Here is a 20,293-nt window from a genome sequence, read left to right on the forward strand (position 1 = left end):
ATAGAGTTAGGACGGAAGTTGCGACTCGATGTTCCCGCCTGCGCCGCCGCGCTCGGCCTCACCTACGCCGGCCCGATCTCCGGCGGCGAGGTCGGCGCCGGCCATGTCCTGCTGCCCGACGGCCGCCGGGCGGTGCTGACCGGCGGCCACCGCGACTCCGTCCCGCTCATCGACGTGGCCCGGGCCGCCGGCGTGCCCGCACCCCGCTACGAGCTCGTCGCCGAGTTCGCCGGCGCGACGGTCGTGGTGCAGGAGCTGCTCCCCGGCCGGCCTCCGGGCCCCCTCGACCAGGCGGTGCTGGACTCGATGCTGGCCGTCAGCGCCCGGTGCAACGGCCTGCTGTGCGACTCCGGCCTGCCGCAGCGGCAGTTGTACCTGCACCGCGACGGCCCCGGCTTCTGCCAGCACGGCTCCCTGGCCGGACACTCGGCCCGCACCGCCGCGCTCCTGGCCAGAGTCCGGGCCGTCCCCCTGCGGACCCTGCCCGGCGACGACCTGGTCCACTTCGACTACCACCCCGGCAACGTCCTGGTCAGCGACACCGGCACCGTGACCGGCGTCGTGGACTGGGACGGCGCCGGCCGCGGCAACCGCGCCTTCGACCTGGTCACGCTGCTGTTCGTGCTGACCCGGCACGCCCCGCACCTGACCGACCAGGTGCGCGCCGCCGCGGCCGAGCTGGCCCCGCCGGAGGTCCTCGCCGCCTGCTGGGCCCACATGGCGCTGCGCCAGGTCGACTGGTCGATCCGCCACCACACCCCCGACGAGGTCGACGCCTGGCTCACGGTCGCCGAAGGCGACGCCGTTGCCTGGTGAACCGTGATTCACCAGGCAGTGGTGGTCAGGCAGTGGTGGTCAGGCCGGGGCGCCCGCCGGTTCGCGGTCGGCGGCGGCGGCCAGCGCGGCCGGGGAGCGCAGGACCAGGGCGGCCACTCCGATCGACACGGCCAGCAGCACCGCGCTCACCGTGAACGCCAGCCGGTATCCGGCCGTCAGCGCCACCGCCTCCGACGCGCCCGACGCGAGCCGCCCCGCGGTCCGTGACGCCGCGACCGTCGACAGCGCCGCCACCCCCAGCGCCATCCCCAGCTGCTGCGTCGTGTTGAACAGGCCCGACGCCAGCCCAGCGTCGTCGGCCCGGGCGCCGGACATGCCCAGCCCGGTGATCGCCGGCAGCGCCAGCCCGCCGCCCGCGATGAGCAGCATCACCGGCAGCAGGTCCGGCACGAACCGGGCGTCCGCCGGCAGCCGGGTCAGCCACGCCATGGCGAGGACCAGCAGTGCCAGACCCGCGATCAGTGTGATCCGCTCGCCGAAGCGGGCGATCACCCGGGCCGACCCGAACAGGGACACCACCGCGATCGACAGGGCGGCGGGCAGCATCGCCAGGCCGGTCTGCAGGGCGGTGTAGTGCAGGACGCGCTGCATGTACAGGGCGACCAGGATCTGGAAGGAGAACATCGCGCCGATCATCAGGATCTGCAGGACGTTGGCGCCGGCGACCTGGCGGGAGCGCAGGATGCGCAGCGGCATGAGCGGGGTGCGGGCGGTCGCCTGCCGGGCGAAGAACCCGGCGAGGAGCAGGACCGCGGCGGACGCGAACAGCACCCGGCCGGCGGGCTGGACGACGGCGGCGATGCCGGTCATCAGTCCGGCGGTGACCAGGAACGCGCCGAGCACGTCGGCGCCGGCGCGCGCGCCGAGGCCCTGGTCGGTGGGGACGAACCGCATGGCGAGCAGGGCCGCGACGCCGATCGGCAGGTTGATCAGGAAGATCCAGTGCCAGCTGAGCAGGTCGGTGAGGACACCGCCGAGGACCTGGCCGATGGAGGCGCCGGCGGCGCCGGTGAACGCGAACACCCCGAACGCCCTGGCCCGTTCGGCCGGGGCGGGGAAGAGGGTGACGATGATGCCGAGGCTGACGGCGCTGGACATGGCGCTGCCGGCGCCCTGCAGGAAGCGGGCCGCGATCAGCATGGCCGGGCTGGTCGCGAGGCCGGCGAGGACGGACGCGGCGACGAAGACGACGGTGCCGGCGATAAGCAGCCGGCGCCGGCCGAGCAGGTCACCGAGGCGCCCGGCGAGCAGGAGCAGGCTGCCGAACGCGATGAGGTACGCGTTGACGACCCAGGTCAGGCCGGACGGGGTGAAGCCGAGGTCGGACTGCATGACGGGCATGGCGACGGTGACGATGCTGCCGTCCAGGATGGTCATCAGCATGCCGGTGGCGAGGACGGCGAGGGCCGCCCCACGGTTGGTGTCCATGGTCCGACCGTAGCAGATCGTCTGTTACGGAACCATCTAGTAGTGATCTACAACGCGGTGGCCCTGGCCCGGCGCACGCCCGGCGCCTCAACAGGCGCGGCGAGATGTCCCGCAGTGAGGGCGGTCAGCGCCCGCACGAGCACGTCACGCTCATCCGAAGGCAGCGAGTCCAGGGCGGCCGCGTGCACCCCGTCGGCGATCTCCTGACTGCGGGCCGCCATCTCCGCACCCAACGGGGTCACCGCGATGATCCGGGCCCGCCGGTCGGTGCTGGACGGGCGGCGCTGCGCGTAGCCGGCCTTCTCCAGGGCGTCGACGGTGACGACCATCGTGGTCTTGTCCATGCCGCCGATCTCGGCCAGCTGGATCTGGGTGCGCTCGGCGCCGACCGCGTGCACGAGCACGCAGTGCATCCGCGTGGTCAGGCCGATCTCCGCGAGCGCCGCGGCCATCTGCGTGCGCAGGACGTGGCTGGTGTGGTCGAGCAGGAACGAGAGGTCAGGCTCGACCCGCGTCGGTGCGGTCATGCCTTCGAGGGTATCAATGCACCTGGGAGCGGATGATCTGTCAGCAAACCGTCGGCGACGTTCCGGACGCCGGCGGTGGGCGTAGGGTGCGCGAGTGATCGCTGTGCGGTACCGCCTCGGCATCGATTTCGGCACCTCGAACACCGTCGCCGTCATCCACGAGGGCGACGGGCGCACCCGGCCGGTGCTGTTCGACGGTTTCCCCCTGCTGCCGTCCTGCGTGTGCGCGGCCGCCGAGAAGCTGCTCGTCGGGCGGGAGGCGATGCACGCCGCCAGGGTCCGGCCCGAGCTGTTCGAACCGCACCCGAAGCGGCGCATCGACGACGGCACCGTCCTGCTCGGCGCGGCCGAGGTCCCCGTCAGCGAGCTCATCGCGGCCGTCCTCACCCAGGTCAGGGCGGAGACGGTGCGGACCATGGGCGGCGACCCGGAGACGGTGGTGCTCACGTATCCGGCCGCGTGGGGTCCCCGCCGCCGGGCCGTGCTGCTCGACGCGGCCCGCCTCGCCGGCCTCGGCACGCCGCAGCTGGTCCCCGAGCCGGTCGCCGCCGCCGGGTTCTTCGTCGCCGCGACCGGCGCCGCGGTGCCCGTCGGCAGCCGGGTCGTCGTCTACGACTTCGGCGCCGGCACGTTCGACGCGTCGGTCGTCACCCGCACCGCCACCGGCTGGGACGTCATCGCCAGCGAAGGCCTCGACGACGCCGGCGGCCTGGACGTCGACACCGCGATCGTCGACTACCTCGGCACCGTCCACACCGCCACCCACCCGCAGGAGATGCGGCGCCTCGTCCAGCCGCAGACCGTCGCCGACCGGCGCGCCAACCGCAACCTGTGGGAGGACGTCCGCACCGCGAAGGAGATCCTGTCCCGGTCCACGTCGACCTACATCCACGTGCCGCTCATCGAGCAGGACGCGCCGCTGGGCCGGGAGCAGCTGGAGCGCCTGGCCCGGCCGGTCGTCGACCGTACCGTCGCCCTGACCCGCACCGTGCTCACCTCCGCCGAGCCGACCCGCCCCCTGGCGGGGCTGTTCCTGGTCGGCGGGTCCAGCCGGATGCCGCTCGTCGCGACCCTGCTGCACCAGGCGACCGGGGTCGCCCCGACGGTCCTCGAGCAGCCCGAGCTGGTCGTCGCGGAGGGCAGCGCGCGGCCCCTGGCGACGACCGGAGCTCAGCCGGCAGCCGATGCGGCAGGTGTACGCCAACCCGCCGGCACCCCCCTCTGGCCCGCCACCGCACCCGCCTCGCCGGCGCCGGGCGTCACGCCCGTGTCCCCGGCCGCGGTCGGCAACGACCCCGGGGTCCGCGGCGTCGCATCGGTCCGGTCCTCCGCACCGTCCTCCCTGCCACCCTCCCTGCCACCGGAGCAGCCGCCGGCGCGGCTGCCGGCCCACCCGCCGGTGTCCGGCGGTGGCGTCTACGGCACGCCCGCCTCAGGGCCGCCCGCGGCGACGCCGCCGGCCGGGGCGCCGTCGTTCTCGATCCCGCCGGTGTCCGGCCGCCCCGCCGCGGGCCCGCCACCGCCCGGCACCGGCTGGGGCGCCGCCGGGCTGCCGGTCTCCGGCCCGCCCGACGCCGCCTGGTCCACGTCGTCGCCGCCCGCGTCGAACTGGCCCGACAACGCACCGAACTGGCCGGTCTCCCCCGCCGCCGGCGCCGCCGGCCCGACCAGCCCCGCGGCGGCCAGACCGGAGCAGGTCGCCGCGTTCGGCGCCGGGCCACCGCCCGCGACCGCCACCCCGCCGGCCACGACACCTGCCCCGGCAGCGCAGCCGGGTCCGACGCCGGCGCCGCCGGGTGCGGTCCGCAGGGCCCTGGTCACCGGCGCGATCGCGCTCGGCGCGCTGCTGCTGTTCGGGTTCCTCGGCCGCAAGGCCTATGAGGGCGCATGGTCCCTGCCCTCCGAATTCACCTACTGGCACAGCTGGGTCGGCGAGGCCCGCACCTACCTGTACCCGGGTTTCGCGCTGTGGCTGGCATACCTGTTCGCCGCGCCGGCCGGCAAGACCGTCGCCCGCACCGTCACCTGGGCCGTGGTGCTCATTCCCGCGATCATCATCGCGCAGGAGGTCGGCATCGTCGTCGCGTACGTCAGCGGAAACGTCGGCGTCTACGTCCTGCTCGTCATCGCGTTGATCGTCGCGGTGATCCTGCTCGCGGCCCGGCGCCGGCTCGACGGCAGCGAGGTGCAGCCGGTGTTCGGCCGCGCCGACGCCGGCGGGCTGCTGCTCGCGGTGCTCATCGCGATCCTCGCCGACGCGCCCGAGTACCGGTACGCGATCGAGAGCATGCGCGCCGGCGACATCGGCCTCGCCGACGCCCTGAAGATCACCGAGGTGCCGGCGCTGCACTGGTTCGTGTTCGGGCCGTCGGTGACGTTCGCCATCGCCGCACTCGGCGCCGCGACGGGCCGGCTCGCCGCGCTGACCGCCCCGGCCGTCACCCGCTGGCTGCCCCGCATCGCCGCCGTCGCCCTGCTCCTCGGCGCGCTCGTCGCCGTGTCCCGCGTCGGCACCGGCCTGTTCGACTGGTGAGCCTCACGCCGTGGCGTGCCGCGCCCGGTACGTCCACCGGTACACCCACCGGCCCCGCCGGGGCTGCCAGCCGCGCCGGCCGAGCAGCGCCAGGACGGTGCCGATCACGACCGCCCAGGTGCCCAGCGCCGCGACCGGGCCGACCGGCCCGCCGGTCACCGGCAGCATCGCCGCCGCCTGCGACACGGCGACCGGCACGCTCAGGAACCGCACCGTGTTGTCGGCGGCCAGTCCCGCCGCGAGCAGCGTGTGCCCGCCCCCGTCGAGGTCCCCGGGGACCACGACCAGCAGGCTGAACCTGCCGTCGGCGCCGGTGAACGCGGTGCCGAGCGGCCGCGGCGTCGAGTACACCACCACCTCCACGGACGTGCCCGGCTTGTAGCCGCCGCCGTGCAGGGTGATCGCCGCCCCGGAGACGGTGGCCCCGCCGGCGGTGTTGTGCAGGCCGCCGGCCGTGGGCGCGGTGGCCGGGACGGTGACGGGCACCGGGTCCCGCAGCACGGTCAGCGTGGCGGTGACGTCGGGCGCGGCCGCGAACCGGCGGTCGCCGTCCTGCCGGGCGACCAGCGCGCACGCGCCGGCGGCCAGGAGCGTCACGGTCGCGCCGTCGACGGCGCAGATCCCGGCCGAGGCGGTCGTGACGGTGACCGGCAGCCCGGACGTGGCGGTCGCGGTGAGGGTGACCGGCCCGTCGGACACCGCGGCCGGCGGCGGCACGGCGAGTGTGACCGTCTGCACCGCCGGGGCGATCCGGACCGTGCGGGTGACCCGCGGTGCCGGCGCCCACTGCGGGTTGCCCGGCTGGTCGGCGCGGACGATGCAGGTGCCCGCGGCGATCGGGGTGATGACGGACCCGTCGACGGTGCACACCCGCCGGCTGCCGCTGCTGAGGACCACGGGCAGGAACGACGACGCGGCCGGCGCGACGGTGAGCGGCCCGTCGGTGTAGGAACGGCCGGCCGGCGGCGGGAACGCGATGCGCTGCCAGCCCCGCGTGACCGTGAATGTCTGCGTGACCGGCGGCGCAGCGGTGGCGGCGGGCTGGGACGCGGTGACCGTGCACCGCCCCGGGGTCCGCAGCGTGACGACGGACCCGGCGACCGTGCACACCTGTGGGGTGCTGCCGGCGAATGCCACCCGCGGCCCGGCCGTCGCGGTCGCGGCCAGCCGCACCGGCCCGTCGGTCAGCGCCGTGTCCGGGACCGCGGCGAACGTGATCGTGGCGGCGTCGCCGGTGACGGTGAACGTGCCGTCGACCCGGGCCGCGGGTTCCCAGCCGGCGGACCCGGACTGGTCGGCGTGCACGGTGCAGGTGCCGGTCCGCACCAGGGTGACGGCGGCACCGGCGACCGCGCACACGGCGGGGGTCGCGGCGGTGAACGTGACCGGCAGCCCGGAGGTCGCGGTGGCGGTGAGGGTGACCGTGCGGGCGCCGGCCGCCGTCGCCGGTGGCGGCGTGAACGCGATGTGCTGCGCGCCCCGCCCGACGGTGAAGCGGACCTCGACGTCGGGTGCCGCGGCCCACGAAGCGGTGCCGGGCCGCCGTGCGACCAGCACGCAGGTGCCGGTGGCGTGCAGGGTCACGGAGCCACCGGTGACGGTGCACACCGCAGGGTCGGTGCTGGTGACCGCGACCGGCAGCCCGCTGTCGGCGCTCGGCGCGATCGCCACGGTCCCGGCGGCGAGCGGCACGGGCCCCGGTGCGGGGAACGTGATCGTCTGCCGGCCGCGGCCGACGGCGAACGCCCGCTCGACGCGGGGTGCGGCCGCGTATCGGCCGTTGCCGCGCTGGTCGGCGCGTAGCCGGCAGGTGCCGGCGCCGACGAGGGTGACCCGCCGTTTCGCGACGGTGCACACGTGGCGGTCGGCGCTGGTGACCGTGACCGCCAGCCCGGAGGTGGCCCTCGCCTCGATGCGGACGGTGCCGGTGGTCATCGTCGTGTCGCCCGGTCGGGCGAACGTGATCGTCTGCGGGGACCTGGCGACCTGGAAGGAGTCGTCGGCGCGGGGCGCGGCCTCGAACGTCTCGTCGCCGTGCTGGTCGGCGTGCAGGGTGCAGGTGCCGCCGGCGACGAGGGTGACCGTGCGGCCCTTGACCTTGCAGACGCGGGGGGTGCCGCTGGTCCAGGTGACGGGCAGGCCGGACGTGGCGGCCGCGGTCACCTGGACGGTCCCGGCGGTGACCGGCGTGTCCGGGGTCGGCTGCCAGGCGATCGTCTGGGCCCGGCCGAGGACGGCGAACGTGTCGCTGGCCGGGTCGGCGGCGGCGAAGGACCCGTTGCCCGGCTGGGTGGCGCGGACCGTGCAGCGGCCGTGCCGGTGCAGGGTGACCGTGTCGCCGTCGACGGTGCACACGTCGCCGCTGGTGCTGGTGTACTGCACGGGCAGGCCGGACGTGGCGACCGCGGCGACGGACACGGTGCCGGCGGTCAACGGCGTGTCGGGCGTGTCGGTCCAGGTGATGTGCTGCTGGGCGAGCGCCGGCTCAGCCGCCGCGGAGAGCGGCATGGAGACCGTCCCGCCGATCGCTGCCAGCACCGCCGCAGCCGCCGCCGAAACAGTGCTCACCGGCCCACGTCTCAGCCGCACGCCGAACGCCGCCATCGCGGTCTCCCCCGTCCGATCTCCGGTCAGAGGGCGGCGGCTCGACTACCCGCCGCCCCGCAGTCGAAGACCGTAACGGAGAGTCATCGCACGGATACGCGGAATCAGGGGGACTGCTCCTGAAGGAACGGCAGCAGCACCGTGTTGAACGCGTCGGGCTGTTCCAGGTTGATCATGTGGCCGGCGCCGGGGATCTCGACCCGCCGCGCGCCCGGAACGTCCCGCACCGCGCGCTGCGTGACGTCGACGATGTCGCTGGAGTCGGTGTCGCCGATGACCAGCAGCGTCGGCGCCGTGACCTCGCCGAGCCGGTGGAGGGCGTCGCGTTCCAGCATCCGGCCCTGCGCGGTGGCGTGCCGGGTCGCGTTGTTGGCGGCCATGTCCGCGCACCGCACCCGCACCGACGCGGCCACGTCCTCCGGCCTGCGGTGCGGCCCGTCGACCCAGGCGCGCAGGAACGCCTCGACGAACGCGGCCGTGTCCCGCTCCTGCGCGGCGCGGCCCATCTCCTGGTAGCGGTCGAGGACGTACGGGTCGGTGAACGTCATCCCGCTGATCCCGGTCGCCGCCGCGCACAGCGCCCACACCCGCTGCGGCCGGCTGACGGCGAAGTCGAACGCGATCCGCCCGCCCATGGACAGCCCGACCAGCGCGACCCGGTCGACGCCGAGGGTGTCCAGGACGGCGGCGAGGTCGTCGTCATGGCGGAAGTCGCCGGTGGCGGTGCTGGACCGCCCGTGCGAGCGCACGTCGAGGCGGATCACCCGGTGCGTGGCGGCGAGCAGCTCGAACTGGTCGTCCCACATCCGGCAGTCGAGCAGCCCGCCGTGCAACAGCACCACGGCGGGCCCGTCCCCGACGGCCTCGTAGTAGAGCGATCCGTCAGATACTTCGATGTGTCCGGTCCCCATGACCCGACCTTACGGCGGATCAGACGAACTGTTCGCCCTGCTCCGCTTTGCGCAGCAGCAGCGCCGGCGGTTCGAACCGGGCGCCGTAGCGGGCGGCGAGCTCGCGGCTGCGGGCGATGAAGCCCGGCAGGCCGCCGTCGTACTGGTTGATGTACTGCAGCACGCCGCCGGTCCAGCCGGGGAACCCGATGCCGAGGATCGAGCCGACGTTGGCGTCCGCCACGCTGGTGAGGACCCCCTCGTCGAGACACTTGACCGACTCGAGGGCCTCGGCGAACAGCATCCGCTCCTGCATGTCGACGAACGGCACGTCGACGCCGGGCTTCGCGAAGTGCTCCCGCAGTCCGGGCCACAACCGGTCGCGTTTGCCGCCGGGGTACTCGTAGAAGCCGGCTCCGCCGGAGCGCCCCGGCCGGCCGAACTCGTCGATCATGCGGTCGATGAGCGCGTCGGCGGGGGTCGGGGTCCACGCGTCGCCGTACGCGAGCCGGATCTTGCGCGGCAGCGTCAGCGTGAGCTCGTCCATCAGCGCGAGGACCGCGGCCGGGTATCCGGCCTGCAGGCTGGCCTGCTCGATCGACGGCGCGGCGACGCCCTCGGCGAGCATGAGCAGCCCCTCGCCGGTGAACGTGCCGATGACCCGGCTGGTGAAGAACCCGCGGCTGTCGTTGACGACGATCGGCGTCTTCTTCAGCTGCCGCACCACGCCGAGGGCCCGGTCCAGGGCGGCGTCGGAGGTGGCGGCGCCCTTGATGACCTCGACGAGGGGCATCTTGTCCACGGGCGAGAAGAAGTGCAGCCCGACGAAGTCCTGCTGGCGGGTCACACCGTCGGCGAGCAGCGAGATCGGCAGCGTCGAGGTGTTGGAGCACAGCAGCGCGTCGGGCGCGACGACGTCCTGGACCTCGGCGAACACCTTGTGCTTGAGGGCCGGGTCCTCGAAGACGGCCTCGATGACGAGGTCGCAGCCGGCGAGGTCGGCCGGGTCGGCGGTCGGGGTGATCCGGGCCAGGATCTCCTCGCCGGGCAGGAACGGCTTCTTCGCCAGGATCTTCGCCGAGTACTGCTTGCCGCGTTCGGCGGCCTCGACGGTGACGTCCTTGAGCAGCACCTGCATGCCGGCCTTCGCGCACACGTACGCGATCGCGGCGCCCATCATGCCCGCGCCGAGGACGGCGACCTTGGCGAAGGGTGTTGCATTCGTGCCGCGGGCGTTCGCGGCCTGCAGGTCGAAGAAGAACGCCTTGATCATGTTCTTGGCGATCTGGCCGGTGACGAGCTCGGTGAAGTACCGGCCCTCGATCGTGAACGCGGTCGCGAGGTCGACCTGGGCGCCCTCGACGGCGGCGGCGAGGATGTTGCGCGGCGCCGGGTAGGGCGCGCCCTTGAGCTCCTTGCGCAGCGTCGCCGGGAACGCGGGCAGGTTCGCCGCGAACGACGCCTGCGCCGGGGTGCCGCCGGGGATCCGGTACCCCTTCACGTCGTAGGGCTGCACCGCGTTCGGGTTCTCCGCGATCCACGCCTTCGCTCGGTCGAGGAGTTCGTCGCGCGGCGCGACCTGGTGGACGAGCCCGGCTTCGAGGGCCTTCGCCGGACGGAGCCGCTGCCCGCGCAGGAGCACGGTGAGCAGCGCCTGGGCGATGCCGAGCAGCCGGACGGTCCGCACCACCCCGCCGGCGCCGGGCAGCAGCCCGAGCGTCACCTCGGGGAAGCCGATCTCGACGCGCGGGTCGTCGGCGACGACGCGGTGGTGGCAGGCGAGGGCGAGTTCGAGGCCGCCGCCGAGCGCGGAGCCGTTGACCGCGGCGACGACCGGCCGGCCGAGCGTCTCCAGGCGGCGCAGCAGGCTCTTGAGGTGCATCGAGGACGCGTACACGTCGGCGGCCTGGTCGGGGCCGATGCCGCCGAGCCGGTCGAGGTCGCCACCGGCGAAGAACGTCTTCTTCGCCGACGTGACCACGACGCCGGTGATGGTGTCCTTCTCGGCTTCCAGGCGGTCGACGACGGTTTCGAGGTCGGCGACGAACGCGGCGTTCATCGTGTTGGCCGAGCGGGCCGGATCGTCGATGGTGAGGACCACGACGGCGTCGTCGCCACGGTCCCAGCGGATCGTGTCGGTCATGGTTTCGGTGCCCTTCGGATTCGCTGGACTTCAGATTCGTTCGACGATGGTGGCGATGCCCATGCCGCCGCCGATGCACAGCGTGGCGAGGCCGTAGCGCAGGCCGCGGCGTTCGAGCTCGTCGACGAGGGTGCCGATGAGCATCCCGCCGGTCGCGCCGAGCGGGTGCCCCATCGCGATGGCACCGCCGTTGACGTTGACCTTGTCCAGGTCGAAGTCCATGTCCTTGGCGAAGCGCAGCACGACGGCGGCGAACGCCTCGTTCATCTCCACCAGGTCGATGTCGGCGGCGGTGAGCCCGGCCTTGGCGAGGGCCTTGCGGGTCGCGGGCGCCGGCCCGGTCAGCATGATCGTCGGGTCGGCGCCGCTGACGGCGGCCGCGACGATCCTGGCCCGCGGGGTGAGCCCGGCCTTCGTCCCGGCGGCCGCGCTGCCGACGAGCACGAGCGACGCGCCGTCGACGATGCCGGAGGAGTTCCCGGCGGTGTGCACGTGCTCGATCCGCTCGACCCAGTGGTACCGCTGCAACGCCACCGCGTCGAAACCGCCGAGGTCGCCGATCGTCGCGAACGACGCCGGCAGCGCCCCGAGCCCGTCGAGCGTGGAGGCGCGCAGGTGCTCGTCGCGGTCGAGCACGACGAGGCCGTTGCGGTCGCGGACCGGCACGACGGACCGGTTGAAGTAGCCGCCGGCCCAGGCCTTCGCGGCGCGGGTCTGCGACTCCAGGGCGTAGGTGTCGACGTCCTCGCGGCTGAAGCCCTCGATGGTGGCGATGAGGTCGGCGCCGATGCCCTGCGGCACGAACCGGGTGGTGTAGTTCGTCTCGGGGTCCATTGCCCAGGCGCCGCCGTCGGAGCCCATCGGCACCCGCGACATCGATTCCACGCCGCCGGCGAGGACGAGGTCCTCCCAGCCGGCGCGGACCTTCTGCGCGGCGACGTTGACCGCTTCGAGGCCGGACGCGCAGAACCGGTTGAGCTGCACCCCGGCGACCGTGTCGGGCAGCCCGGCGGCGATCGCGGCGGTCTTGGCGATGTCGGACCCCTGGTCCGCGATCGGGGACACGACGCCGAGCACGACGTCGTCGATGTCGGCCGGGTCGAGCCCGGGATAGCGGCGGCGCAGCTCGTCGATCAGCCCGACGACCAGCGACACGGGCTTCACCCCGTGCAGCGACCCGTTCTGCTTGCCCCGCCCGCGCGGTGTGCGGACAGCGTCGTAAACGAAAGCCTCAGTGCTCACCTACCCGAGAGTAACTTGCCCTCCCCGGGCGCGGTACCCCACCGCCCGCCATCGCCCTGCGAGAATATCCACATGCGCCGGGGGACCGCTCTGATCATGTTCTGGTTCGCCGGGTCGGCCGTCGCCGTCACCGTCCTGGCCGGCATCACCACGACGCTGCGGTATCCGGCGCTCACCCCGATCTCCCACCCGTTCCTGGCGATCCTCATCGCGGCGGTCATGGTGATCATCGCGCTGCGCGGCGTCCTGCCGGAGAGCACCGAGCGGCTGGTCGCGCAGGCCTGCACCGGCCTGTTCGCCGTCATCGTCGCCGTGGTCGGGGCGGTGCTGCACTCAGCGGGAGAGTTCTCGCCGCGGCAGCCCGAGGTCGTCGCCGCCGGCACCGACGTCCAGGTCGTCTCGTGGCGGCAGGACGACATGTCGCGGCAGCTGCTGCTGCTGCGGCTGCGCAGCCGCGACGGCCTGCTCAGCCGCGACGGCACCACCGACGTGGCGTGCTTCCTCGACAAGGTCGGCGGCGCCTACCCGGACTGGACGTTCGCCTCCGCCACCGTCACCGGCGACCTGCTGGTCGCGCGGACCGCCGACGGCCAGGAGTGGAGGGTGACGTTCGACCCGGCGACGCTGCGGCCGACCACCCCGGCGATCGACCGCTGCACCGCCGCGCCCGGCTACCCCGGCTGAACCGGGACCCATAAGGTCGACCGCTGCGCCGACAGTCCCTGCCGCCTCAGGGCACCTGCCATTCCCGCAGGACCTCCTCGGTGTGCTGGCCCGGCAGCGGCGGCGGGCCGCCGAGCGTCGCCGGGGTCGCGGAGAACCGCGGCGCCGGCACGGGTTGCACGACCCCGAGGTGGTCGGCGAACGTGCCCCGCGCCGCCAGGTGCGCGTCGCGGGGTGCCTCGTGCAGCGACAGCACCGGCGTGACGCACCCGTCGCTGTCGTGGAACAGCGCCGACCACTCGTCCCTGGTGCGGGTCAGGAAGGCCGCGGCGAGCCGTTCGCGCAGCACCGGCCACTGCGCCACGTCCAGCTGGTCCGGTAGGTCGCTCAGGCCCAGGGTGGTCACGAGGGTGGCGTAGAACTGCGGCTCGAACGCGCCGACGGCGACGTGCTTACCGTCGGAGGTCTCGTACACGTCGTAGAACGGCGCCCCGGTGTCGATCATGTTGACGCCGCGCCGGTCCTGCCACAGCCCGACGGCCAGCATGCTGTGCAGCATCGTGCTGATGTGCGCGGCGCCGTCGACGATCGCGGCGTCGACGACCTGCCCGCGGCCGGTCCGCTCGGCCTCCCGCAGCGCCGCGATGACCCCGACGACGAGGTACATGGCGCCGGCGCCGAAGTCGCCGAGCAGGTTCACCGGCACCTGCGGCGGCCCGCCGGCCCGGCCGATCGGGTGCAGCGCGCCGGACAGCGCCAGATACGTGATGTCGTGCCCGGCGGTGGTGGCCCGCGGCCCGTCCTGCCCCCAGCCGGTCATCCGCCCGTACACGAGTGCCGGGTTGGCCGCGTGCGCCTGCTCGGGTCCGACGCCGAGCCGTTCGGCGACGCCCGGCCGGTACCCCTCGATCAGCACGTGCGCCTTGCGCACCAGCGCGAGCACGGTCGCGACGCCGGTGGGGTCCTTGAGGTCCACGGCGACGGAGCGTTTGCCGCGGTTGAGCAGGTCGGTGGCGGCGGGTGGGGCGATCGGCGAACCCGGCCCGATCCGGTCGACCCGGACCACGTCCGCGCCGAGGTCCGCCAGCATCATCCCGGCGAACGGTCCCGGCCCGATCCCGGCCAGTTCCACCACCCGCACGCCCCGCAAAGGCCCAGTCGTCATGCGCCCATCTTGGACCGTCCGCTCAGCGTGGTGGGCGCAGGCCGTCGGACAGCACGGTGAGCAGCCGGGCCGCCCGGCCCGGGTCGGTGCTCTCGTGCGCGGCCAGGAACAGGCTCTTGAACAGTGTGAACAGGTCGTCCACCGTGATCTCGGCGCGGACGGCGCCGGCGGCCTGGGCGCGGGCGAGCAGGACCGCGACCGCGGCGTGCAGGTCGGCGATCAGCGGACCGGGCACGGACATCGCGTCGGACGTGTCGCGCTTGGCGGCGCCCTCGGCGCCGAGGTGGGCCAGGAACGCGAAGAACGCCGCACCGGGGTCGGGGGCGTCGGCGTGCTGCCGGGCGGTGGTGACGAGGTCGGTGACCCGGGCCGTGATCACGGCCTGGAACAGGGCTTCCTTGGTCGGGAAGTGGCGGTAGACGGTGCCGGGGCCGACGCCGGCGCGGGCCGCGATGTCGTCGAGCGGCACCGCGAACCCGGACTCGGCGAACGCGTCGCGGGCGGCCGCGAGGATCCGGTCGCGGTTGCGCCGGGCGTCGGCGCGCAGCGGTTGTTCAGCGGGAGCCATTGCTAACCGGGGCCACCGTTCCGTATCGTCGGGTCGAGATAAGCGGGGTCATCGTTCCGATTGTACGGGAGGCATCATGGTGCACAGTCCACGCGAGGTCGCCGAGCAGGTCCGGCGGATGGTGGCCGGCGAGGGGATCCGCTTCGCCGACCTGTTCGCCGAGGACGGCGTCCTGGAATACCCGTTCGCCCTGCCCGGCCAGCCCCGGGAGCTGCGCGGCCGGGCCGCGATCCAGGCCTACCACGGCGCGGCGGCCGGCTCGCGGCAGCTGTTCGAGATGGACGGCGTCGACGCGGTCGTCCGCGACACCGACGACCCCGAGGTGGTCGTCGCCCAGATCGAGCATCACGGGCGCTCCGCGGTGACCGGCGAGCCGTACCGGTTCCGTGCGCTCGGCATCATGCGGGTCCGCGCCGGCGAGATCGTGTCCTACCAGGACTACATGGACCCGATCGCCACCGCGCGGCTCCTCGGCCGGACCGCCGACCTCGCCGCCGCGTTGACCGCGAGCGCTTAGACGCGCGTGCCGTCGGCGGCCTGGCGCAGGTCGACGTCGTGGATGAGGCTGCGGGCGGTGGCGTCGTCGAGGGTTTCCTCGTAGACGGCCCGGGCCAGGGCGTCGCGCTGGGCGTCGAAGTCCGGCCCGGCCGCCGCGACGATGGCGACGCCCGTGGCGAGCAGCGCGGCCTCCTGCTCGCGTTCCGCGGCGATGTCGATGCGCAGGCGGCGCACCAGCATCGGGATCGTGGTGCCCTGGATGAGCAGGGTGCCGAGGGTGACGAGCAGCGCGATCGCCTGGATCTCGTCGCGGCCGGGGAACGGGGCGCCGTCGTGGAGGTGTTCGGGGACGGCGGCCGCGGCGGCGAGGGTGAGGATGCCGCGCATGCCGGTCCAGCCGACGATGAGCGCCTCCTTCGGGGTGGGCTCGCCGAGGACGGGACGCTTGCGGCCGCGGCGGGCCCGCCACCGCAGCCGGCGCTCCCAGTGGGCGCGGGCCCGCGGGTCGGTCTCCACCCGCTGCTCGCGCCGCCGCCGGCGCAGCCCCCACCAGGCGAACGCGGCGGACACCGCGCCGAGCCGGAAGACGATGACCGTGGCCAGGATGACGGCGGCGGCGACCACGGTGCGCAGCAGCGTGTCCGACGAGGCGAGGCTCTGCACCACGAACCGCAGTTGGAGCCCGATGTAGGCGAACACGAACGTCTCCAGCAGGAAGTCCACGACCGGCCAGACGGTGTCCTCCTGCAGCCGGGAGCGGTAGGCGCCCGGGTACTGGTGGCGCTTGTCCAGGGCGGTGTTGATGGACACGGAGAACGCGGCGACGACGACGGCGAGGATGCCGGAGGCGTGCACCTGCTCGGCCAGCAGGAACGCGGTGAACGGCAGCAGCAGCGACACCGACGTCTCCAGGACCGGGTCGTGCAGGCGTTTGCGCAGCCACAGGGTCGCGATCGCGAGCAGGCCACCGATGACGATGCCGGTCACGGCGTTGTACAGGAAGAGCACGAAGCCGTTGTCGAACAGGGTGTGCCCGGCGCCGGTCGCCGCGACGGCGAGGCTGAACAGGGTGAGGGCGGTCGCGTCGTTGACCAGGCTCTCGCCGGTGAGGATCGCGGTGACCCGGCGGGGCAGGCCGAGCGCCTCGCCGTGCGAGACGGTGGTGATGGTGTCCGGCGGGGCGAGCACGGCGCCGAGGACGAGCGCGGCCTGCAGCCCGATCGCGGGCAGCAGCAGCGACGCGACCCATCCGGTGACGCCGGTGGTGATCACGACGAGCGTGACGCCGAGGGTCAGGATCGGGCGCAGGTTCGCCGCGAAGCTGGACCCGGACGCGCCACGGGTCGCGGAGTACAGCAGCGGCGGCACGACGACGGCGAGGATGAGTTCGCTGTCCAGCTCGAGCCGGGGCACGCCGGGGATGAACGACGCGGCCGCGGCGAGGATGACCACGACCAGGCCGGGCTGGGCACCGCGGCGGTGCGCGACGGCGGAGACCGTGATCCCGCCGAAGATGATCAGAAGGAGCTGGACACCGTTCACGAACGATCACGATAAGCCACCCTTGACGGAGTGAGCACTCACTCCGCAGAATCGGGGGCATGACCGAACCCCGCAGGAGGGCCTCACCCATGAGCCCCGACCAGCGCCGCGCGATGATCGTCGCGGCCGCGCTGCCCCTCGTCGTCGAGCACGGCGCCTCCGTCACCACCGCCCAGGTCGCCCGCGCCGCCGGGATCGGCGAGGGCACCGTCTTCCGCGCGTTCGCGGACAAGGACGCGCTGCTGCTCGCGTGCATGGCCGAGGCGCTGCGCGCCGACGACACCCTCGCCCACGTCCGCGCCATCGACCTCGACCAGCCCCTCGCCGACCGTCTCGTCGAGGCGGTGGAGACGCTGCGGGCGTACATGACCCGGATGGGCGCGGTCGCCGGCGCCCTCGGCCACCTGCACCGCCGCGACCCCGCCGAACGCCCCGACCCGGGCCGCCGCACCCGCGCGATGACCGCGACCGTCGACGCCCTCGCCGTCCTGTTCGAACCCGAACAGGACCGGCTGCGCCGCGACCCGGAATACCTCGCCCGCGTGTTCCACACCCTCGTCCTGGCCGGCGGAGACGCCACCGACCTCGTCGACCTGTTCCTCAACGGCGCCGCAGTGCCGCAAAACGGTGGACAACCGGCACCCGCCGCGGCGAAGGTGCAACATGGACATCCTTCGCCAGCATGAGATCGCCGAGGCCGGCCACCGGATCCTCAACCCGTTCACCGACGACAAACTCATGCTGCTCGGCGAGGTCTGCCGGCTCGGACCGGGACAGCGCCACCTCGACCTCGCCTGCGGCAAGGGCGAGATGCTGGCCCGGTGGGCCGACGTCTACGGCACCGTCGGCGAGGGCGTCGACATCAGCGAGGTGTTCCTGTCCGCCGCGCACGAACGGGCCAGGGAGCTCGGCGTCAGCGACCGCGTCACGTTCCGGCGCGGCGACGCCGGCAAGGACGTCCCCGCCGACGCGTCCTACGACGTGGTGTCGTGCATCGGCGCCACCTGGATCGGCGGTGGCCTGGCCGGCACCGTCGAGCTGCTGCGGCCCGCGCTGCGCCCCGGCGGGCTGCTGCTCATCGGGGAGCCGTACTGGACCGCGACCCCACCGACCGGCATCCCCGCCAAGTTCGCCGAGTTCACGTCGCTGCTGGGCACCCTGGACCGGCTCGAGGCGGCCGGGCTGAGCCTGGTCGAGATGGTCCTCGCCGACCGCGACTCATGGGACCGGTACAAGGCGTCGCAGTGGTGGACCGTCGACACCTGGCTCCGCGAGCACCCCGCCCACCCCGACGCCGACGCCATGCGCCGGTACCTCGACGACAGCCGCCGCAGCCATCTGCAGTACCGGCGGGAATTTCTCGGCTGGGGCGTCTTCGTGTGTCGAGACGCGCCGGGCCGCTCCGAGGTATCAGGCGACAGCACCTGACATCTCGACAAGGAGCACCGATGGACGACGAACTGCAGCGCCTCGGCCGGCTCGCCGGCACCTGGAAGGTCACCGGCGGCGCCACCGGCACCACCACCTACGAGTGGCTCGACGGCGGGCACTTCCTGATCCAGCGCGGCGTCCTGGACCACGACGGGCACCGCGTGTCGATGACCGAGATCATCGGCCGCGAACACAGGTTCGGGGAGGAACCCGGCACCGAGATCAAGGCCCGGGCGTACGACGCCGACGGCAACACCCTGGACTACGTCTACGACCTCGACGGTGACACCCTCACCATCTGGGGCGGGTTCAAGGGCTCACCCGGCTACTTCCGCGGCACGTTCGACGCCACCGGCGACGTCCTCATCGGAGACTGGGTGTGGCCGGGTGGCGGCTACCACGCCGAAATGGAGCGGATCGCGTGAAGTACCTGCTGCTGGCGTACACCAGCCTCGCCGAGTGGGACACCGTCGACGTGACGTCGGAGGAGTTCCTGGCCTCGTGCGCGTTCTACGCGGACCTGATCAAGGAACTGACCGACTCCGGTGAGCTGCTGGGCACCGAGGGCCTCGGCCACCCGGCCCTGTCGCACACCGTGCGCCGCGGCTCCCTGGTCAGCGAGGGCCCGTTCGCGGAGACCGGCGAGGTCCTCGCGAGCTTCGCCGTCCTCGACTGCGACGGGCAGGACCGGGCCCTGGCCGTCGCGGCCCGGATCGCCGACGCCGTCGGCGACACCGTCGAGGTCCGCCCGATCATGCATGGCTGATCCGCCGGTCACCGCCGAGCACCTGCGCGACCTGGTCCCGCAGGTGCTCGGCGCGCTCGTGCGCCGCTACGGGCACTTCGACACGTGCGAGGACGCCGTGCAGGAGGCGCTGCTCGCCGCGGCGACCCAGTGGCCGGCGCAGGGCGTGCCGGAGGAGCCGCGCACCTGGCTGATCCGGGTCGCGTCGCGGCGCCTCGTCGACCTGCTGCGCAGCGAGCAGGCCCGGACCCGCCGCGAGGCCGCCTGGCAGCCGCCGGTCCCGCCGGCGGTGTCGGGCTGGTCCCGGGATCAGGACGACTCGCTGACCCTGCTGTTCCTGTGCTGCCACCCGGCGCTGAGCGCGCCCGCGCAGCTGGCGCTGACCCTGCGCGCCGTCGGCGGCCTCAGCACCGCCGAGATCGGCCGGGCCCTGCTCACCCCGGAGCCGACCGTCGCCCAACGCATCAGCCGCGCCAAAGCGAAGGTCCGCGAGGCAGGCGCGACGTTCCGGCTGCCCGCACCGGAGGAGTTCGACGAGCGCCTCGACGTGGTCCTCGCCGTGCTGTACCTCATCTTCACCGAGGGCTACGTCGGCACCACCGGCGACACCCTGGACCGGGTGGAGCTGTCCGCCGAGGCGATCCGCCTGACCCGGCTGCTGCACGCCCGGCTCCCCGGCCGCGGCGACGTCGGCGGCCTCCTGGCGCTGATGCTGCTCACCCACGCCCGCCGGGACGCCCGCACCGGCCCCGGCGGTGCCCTCGTCCCGCTCGACGAGCAGGACCGCACCCGCTGGGACCGCGCCGCGATCGCCGAGGGCGTCACGCTGGTCACCGCGGCGCTGCGGGCCGGCCCGCCCGGCTTCTACCAGCTGCAGGCGGCGATCGCGGCCGTGCACGCCGAGGCGCCCCGCGCGCGGGACACCGACTGGCCGCAGATCCTGGCCCTGTACCGGCTGCTCGGCGCCGTCACCGACAGCCCGGTCGTCACCCTGAACCGGGCCGTCGCCGAGGCGATGGTCCACGGCCCGGCGGCCGGCCTCGCCGTTCTGGACACCGTCGCCGGCGACCCGCGGCTGGCCCGCAGCCACCGGCCGGCCGCGGTCCGCGCGCACCTCCTGGCGATGTCCGGCGCGCACGTCGAGGCCGCGCGCTGGTTCCGGGCCGCCGCGCGGCTCACCACGAACCGGTCCGAGCAGCGGTTCCTGCTGTCCCGGGCCGTCGACCCGGCGGCAACGCCGAGGTGACCGTCGCGGCGCAGCTGTCGACGCAGCGCCGCCCCGGTCCCCGCTCACAGGTCATCAGCCTCGGCGGCGCCGGGTAGGGCGGCGAGCACACCGTCGCCGTCATCAGCGTCGAGCACCGCGACCACGGCAGACACTGCACGCAGGTCGGACACCGCGCCACGATGACGTATCCGGGACTGCCGAGCGGCGCCGGCCGCCCACCACGCGCCAGCACCCGGGTCAGCCAGGGGT

The 20,293-nt window shown here is 74.0% G+C and carries 18 protein-coding genes; 9 read left to right on the forward strand and 9 right to left on the reverse strand.

Going from position 1 to position 20,293, the window contains the following annotated elements; translation table 11 throughout:
- The first annotated feature begins 18 nt into the window (after positions 1 to 18).
- On the forward strand, positions 19 to 816 hold the full coding sequence (locus Dsi01nite_RS34060) for an aminoglycoside phosphotransferase family protein (RefSeq protein ID WP_203850447.1): 798 nt from the start codon (positions 19 to 21) through the stop codon (positions 814 to 816).
- 39 nt (positions 817 to 855) lie between these two features.
- Here Dsi01nite_RS34060 and Dsi01nite_RS34065 read toward each other — a convergent pair whose 3' ends face one another.
- Together Dsi01nite_RS34065 and Dsi01nite_RS34070 are read right to left on the reverse strand one after the other, a co-directional pair.
- Complete coding sequence (locus Dsi01nite_RS34065; protein WP_203850448.1) at positions 856 to 2,265, reverse strand: MFS transporter; 1,410 nt, start codon at positions 2,263 to 2,265, stop codon at positions 856 to 858.
- 47 nt (positions 2,266 to 2,312) lie between these two features.
- Positions 2,313 to 2,792, reverse strand: coding sequence for a MarR family winged helix-turn-helix transcriptional regulator (locus Dsi01nite_RS34070; RefSeq protein ID WP_203850449.1), 480 nt, complete (start codon positions 2,790 to 2,792; stop codon positions 2,313 to 2,315).
- 94 nt (positions 2,793 to 2,886) lie between these two features.
- Here Dsi01nite_RS34070 and Dsi01nite_RS34075 point away from each other — a divergent pair, with 94 nt between their 5' ends.
- The gene (locus Dsi01nite_RS34075; RefSeq protein ID WP_203850450.1) at positions 2,887 to 5,325 is read left to right on the forward strand and encodes an Hsp70 family protein; all 2,439 of its coding nucleotides are present in this window, start codon (positions 2,887 to 2,889) and stop codon (positions 5,323 to 5,325) included.
- 3 nt (positions 5,326 to 5,328) lie between these two features.
- Here Dsi01nite_RS34075 and Dsi01nite_RS34080 read toward each other — a convergent pair whose 3' ends face one another.
- The 4 genes from Dsi01nite_RS34080 to Dsi01nite_RS34095 form a co-directional block, all read right to left on the reverse strand.
- On the reverse strand, positions 5,329 to 7,893 hold the full coding sequence (locus tag Dsi01nite_RS34080) for a hypothetical protein (protein WP_203850451.1): 2,565 nt from the start codon (positions 7,891 to 7,893) through the stop codon (positions 5,329 to 5,331).
- Positions 7,894 to 8,033: 140 nt separating this feature from the next.
- Complete coding sequence (locus Dsi01nite_RS34085) at positions 8,034 to 8,840, reverse strand: alpha/beta fold hydrolase (RefSeq protein ID WP_203850452.1); 807 nt, start codon at positions 8,838 to 8,840, stop codon at positions 8,034 to 8,036.
- A gap of 19 nt (positions 8,841 to 8,859) precedes the next feature.
- Positions 8,860 to 10,962: a 3-hydroxyacyl-CoA dehydrogenase NAD-binding domain-containing protein gene (locus tag Dsi01nite_RS34090; protein WP_203850453.1), complete on the reverse strand. Its 2,103-nt coding sequence runs from the start codon at positions 10,960 to 10,962 to the stop codon at positions 8,860 to 8,862.
- Positions 10,963 to 10,992: 30 nt separating this feature from the next.
- Positions 10,993 to 12,204, reverse strand: coding sequence for an acetyl-CoA C-acetyltransferase (locus tag Dsi01nite_RS34095; protein ID WP_203850454.1), 1,212 nt, complete (start codon positions 12,202 to 12,204; stop codon positions 10,993 to 10,995).
- 72 nt (positions 12,205 to 12,276) lie between these two features.
- On the opposite strand from Dsi01nite_RS34095, the gene Dsi01nite_RS34100 reads away from it, so the two are divergent.
- Positions 12,277 to 12,888 carry a hypothetical protein gene (locus Dsi01nite_RS34100; protein WP_203850455.1) on the forward strand — a complete coding sequence of 204 codons (612 nt, stop codon included), beginning with the start codon at positions 12,277 to 12,279 and terminating at the stop codon, positions 12,886 to 12,888.
- 46 nt (positions 12,889 to 12,934) lie between these two features.
- On the opposite strand, the gene Dsi01nite_RS34105 is transcribed toward Dsi01nite_RS34100, so the two are convergent.
- Together Dsi01nite_RS34105 and Dsi01nite_RS34110 are read right to left on the reverse strand one after the other, a co-directional pair.
- On the reverse strand, positions 12,935 to 14,032 hold the full coding sequence (locus Dsi01nite_RS34105) for a CaiB/BaiF CoA transferase family protein (protein ID WP_203850456.1): 1,098 nt from the start codon (positions 14,030 to 14,032) through the stop codon (positions 12,935 to 12,937).
- A 22-nt stretch (positions 14,033 to 14,054) separates the two neighbouring features.
- Entirely contained in the window at positions 14,055 to 14,600 is a 546-nt protein-coding gene (locus Dsi01nite_RS34110) for a TetR/AcrR family transcriptional regulator (RefSeq protein WP_203850457.1), read from the reverse strand.
- Between the two features lie 76 nt (positions 14,601 to 14,676).
- Between Dsi01nite_RS34110 and Dsi01nite_RS34115 the strand changes: the two genes are divergently transcribed.
- Complete coding sequence (locus tag Dsi01nite_RS34115) at positions 14,677 to 15,117, forward strand: nuclear transport factor 2 family protein (protein WP_203850458.1); 441 nt, start codon at positions 14,677 to 14,679, stop codon at positions 15,115 to 15,117.
- Here Dsi01nite_RS34115 and Dsi01nite_RS34120 read toward each other — a convergent pair.
- Entirely contained in the window at positions 15,114 to 16,640 is a 1,527-nt protein-coding gene (locus Dsi01nite_RS34120) for a cation:proton antiporter (protein WP_203850459.1), read from the reverse strand. The two genes, Dsi01nite_RS34115 and Dsi01nite_RS34120, sit on opposite strands and share 4 nt — an antisense overlap.
- A gap of 59 nt (positions 16,641 to 16,699) precedes the next feature.
- On the opposite strand from Dsi01nite_RS34120, the gene Dsi01nite_RS34125 reads away from it, so the two are divergent.
- The 5 genes from Dsi01nite_RS34125 to Dsi01nite_RS34145 are packed head-to-tail and all read left to right on the forward strand — an operon-like array spanning position 16,700 to position 20,062.
- Complete coding sequence (locus Dsi01nite_RS34125) at positions 16,700 to 17,326, forward strand: TetR/AcrR family transcriptional regulator (RefSeq protein WP_203850460.1); 627 nt, start codon at positions 16,700 to 16,702, stop codon at positions 17,324 to 17,326.
- Entirely contained in the window at positions 17,304 to 18,068 is a 765-nt protein-coding gene (locus tag Dsi01nite_RS34130) for an SAM-dependent methyltransferase (protein ID WP_203850461.1), read from the forward strand. Before Dsi01nite_RS34125 ends, Dsi01nite_RS34130 begins: the two co-directional genes overlap by 23 nt.
- A gap of 20 nt (positions 18,069 to 18,088) precedes the next feature.
- Positions 18,089 to 18,496: an NHL repeat-containing protein gene (locus tag Dsi01nite_RS34135; RefSeq protein ID WP_203850462.1), complete on the forward strand. Its 408-nt coding sequence runs from the start codon at positions 18,089 to 18,091 to the stop codon at positions 18,494 to 18,496.
- Entirely contained in the window at positions 18,493 to 18,837 is a 345-nt protein-coding gene (locus Dsi01nite_RS34140; RefSeq protein ID WP_203850463.1) for a YciI family protein, read from the forward strand. Before Dsi01nite_RS34135 ends, Dsi01nite_RS34140 begins: the two co-directional genes overlap by 4 nt.
- Entirely contained in the window at positions 18,830 to 20,062 is a 1,233-nt protein-coding gene (locus Dsi01nite_RS34145) for an RNA polymerase sigma factor (protein ID WP_203850464.1), read from the forward strand. The genes Dsi01nite_RS34140 and Dsi01nite_RS34145 overlap by 8 nt, the downstream gene beginning before the upstream one ends.
- Positions 20,063 to 20,293 lie beyond the last annotated feature (231 nt).

The organism is Dactylosporangium siamense (genome assembly GCF_016862795.1).
GTDB classification, from domain to species: domain Bacteria; phylum Actinomycetota; class Actinomycetes; order Mycobacteriales; family Micromonosporaceae; genus Dactylosporangium; species Dactylosporangium siamense.

Excerpts from the sequence above, each read along its gene's own strand:
- Dsi01nite_RS34105 (WP_203850456.1), bottom strand. The coding sequence starts at position 14,032 with ATGACGACTGGGCCTTTGCGGGGCGTGCGGGTGGTGGAACTGGCCGGG.
- Dsi01nite_RS34130 (WP_203850461.1), top strand. The coding sequence starts at position 17,304 with ATGGACATCCTTCGCCAGCATGAGATCGCCGAGGCCGGCCACCGGATC.
- Dsi01nite_RS34070 (WP_203850449.1), bottom strand. The coding sequence starts at position 2,792 with ATGACCGCACCGACGCGGGTCGAGCCTGACCTCTCGTTCCTGCTCGAC.
- Dsi01nite_RS34115 (WP_203850458.1), top strand. The coding sequence starts at position 14,677 with ATGGTGCACAGTCCACGCGAGGTCGCCGAGCAGGTCCGGCGGATGGTG.
- Dsi01nite_RS34145 (WP_203850464.1), top strand. The coding sequence starts at position 18,830 with ATGGCTGATCCGCCGGTCACCGCCGAGCACCTGCGCGACCTGGTCCCG.
- Dsi01nite_RS34125 (WP_203850460.1), top strand. The coding sequence starts at position 16,700 with ATGACCGAACCCCGCAGGAGGGCCTCACCCATGAGCCCCGACCAGCGC.
- Dsi01nite_RS34110 (WP_203850457.1), bottom strand. The coding sequence starts at position 14,600 with ATGGCTCCCGCTGAACAACCGCTGCGCGCCGACGCCCGGCGCAACCGC.
- Dsi01nite_RS34135 (WP_203850462.1), top strand. The coding sequence starts at position 18,089 with ATGGACGACGAACTGCAGCGCCTCGGCCGGCTCGCCGGCACCTGGAAG.
- Dsi01nite_RS34100 (WP_203850455.1), top strand. The coding sequence starts at position 12,277 with ATGCGCCGGGGGACCGCTCTGATCATGTTCTGGTTCGCCGGGTCGGCC.
- Dsi01nite_RS34090 (WP_203850453.1), bottom strand. The coding sequence starts at position 10,962 with ATGACCGACACGATCCGCTGGGACCGTGGCGACGACGCCGTCGTGGTC.
- Dsi01nite_RS34085 (WP_203850452.1), bottom strand. The coding sequence starts at position 8,840 with ATGGGGACCGGACACATCGAAGTATCTGACGGATCGCTCTACTACGAG.
- Dsi01nite_RS34065 (WP_203850448.1), bottom strand. The coding sequence starts at position 2,265 with ATGGACACCAACCGTGGGGCGGCCCTCGCCGTCCTCGCCACCGGCATG.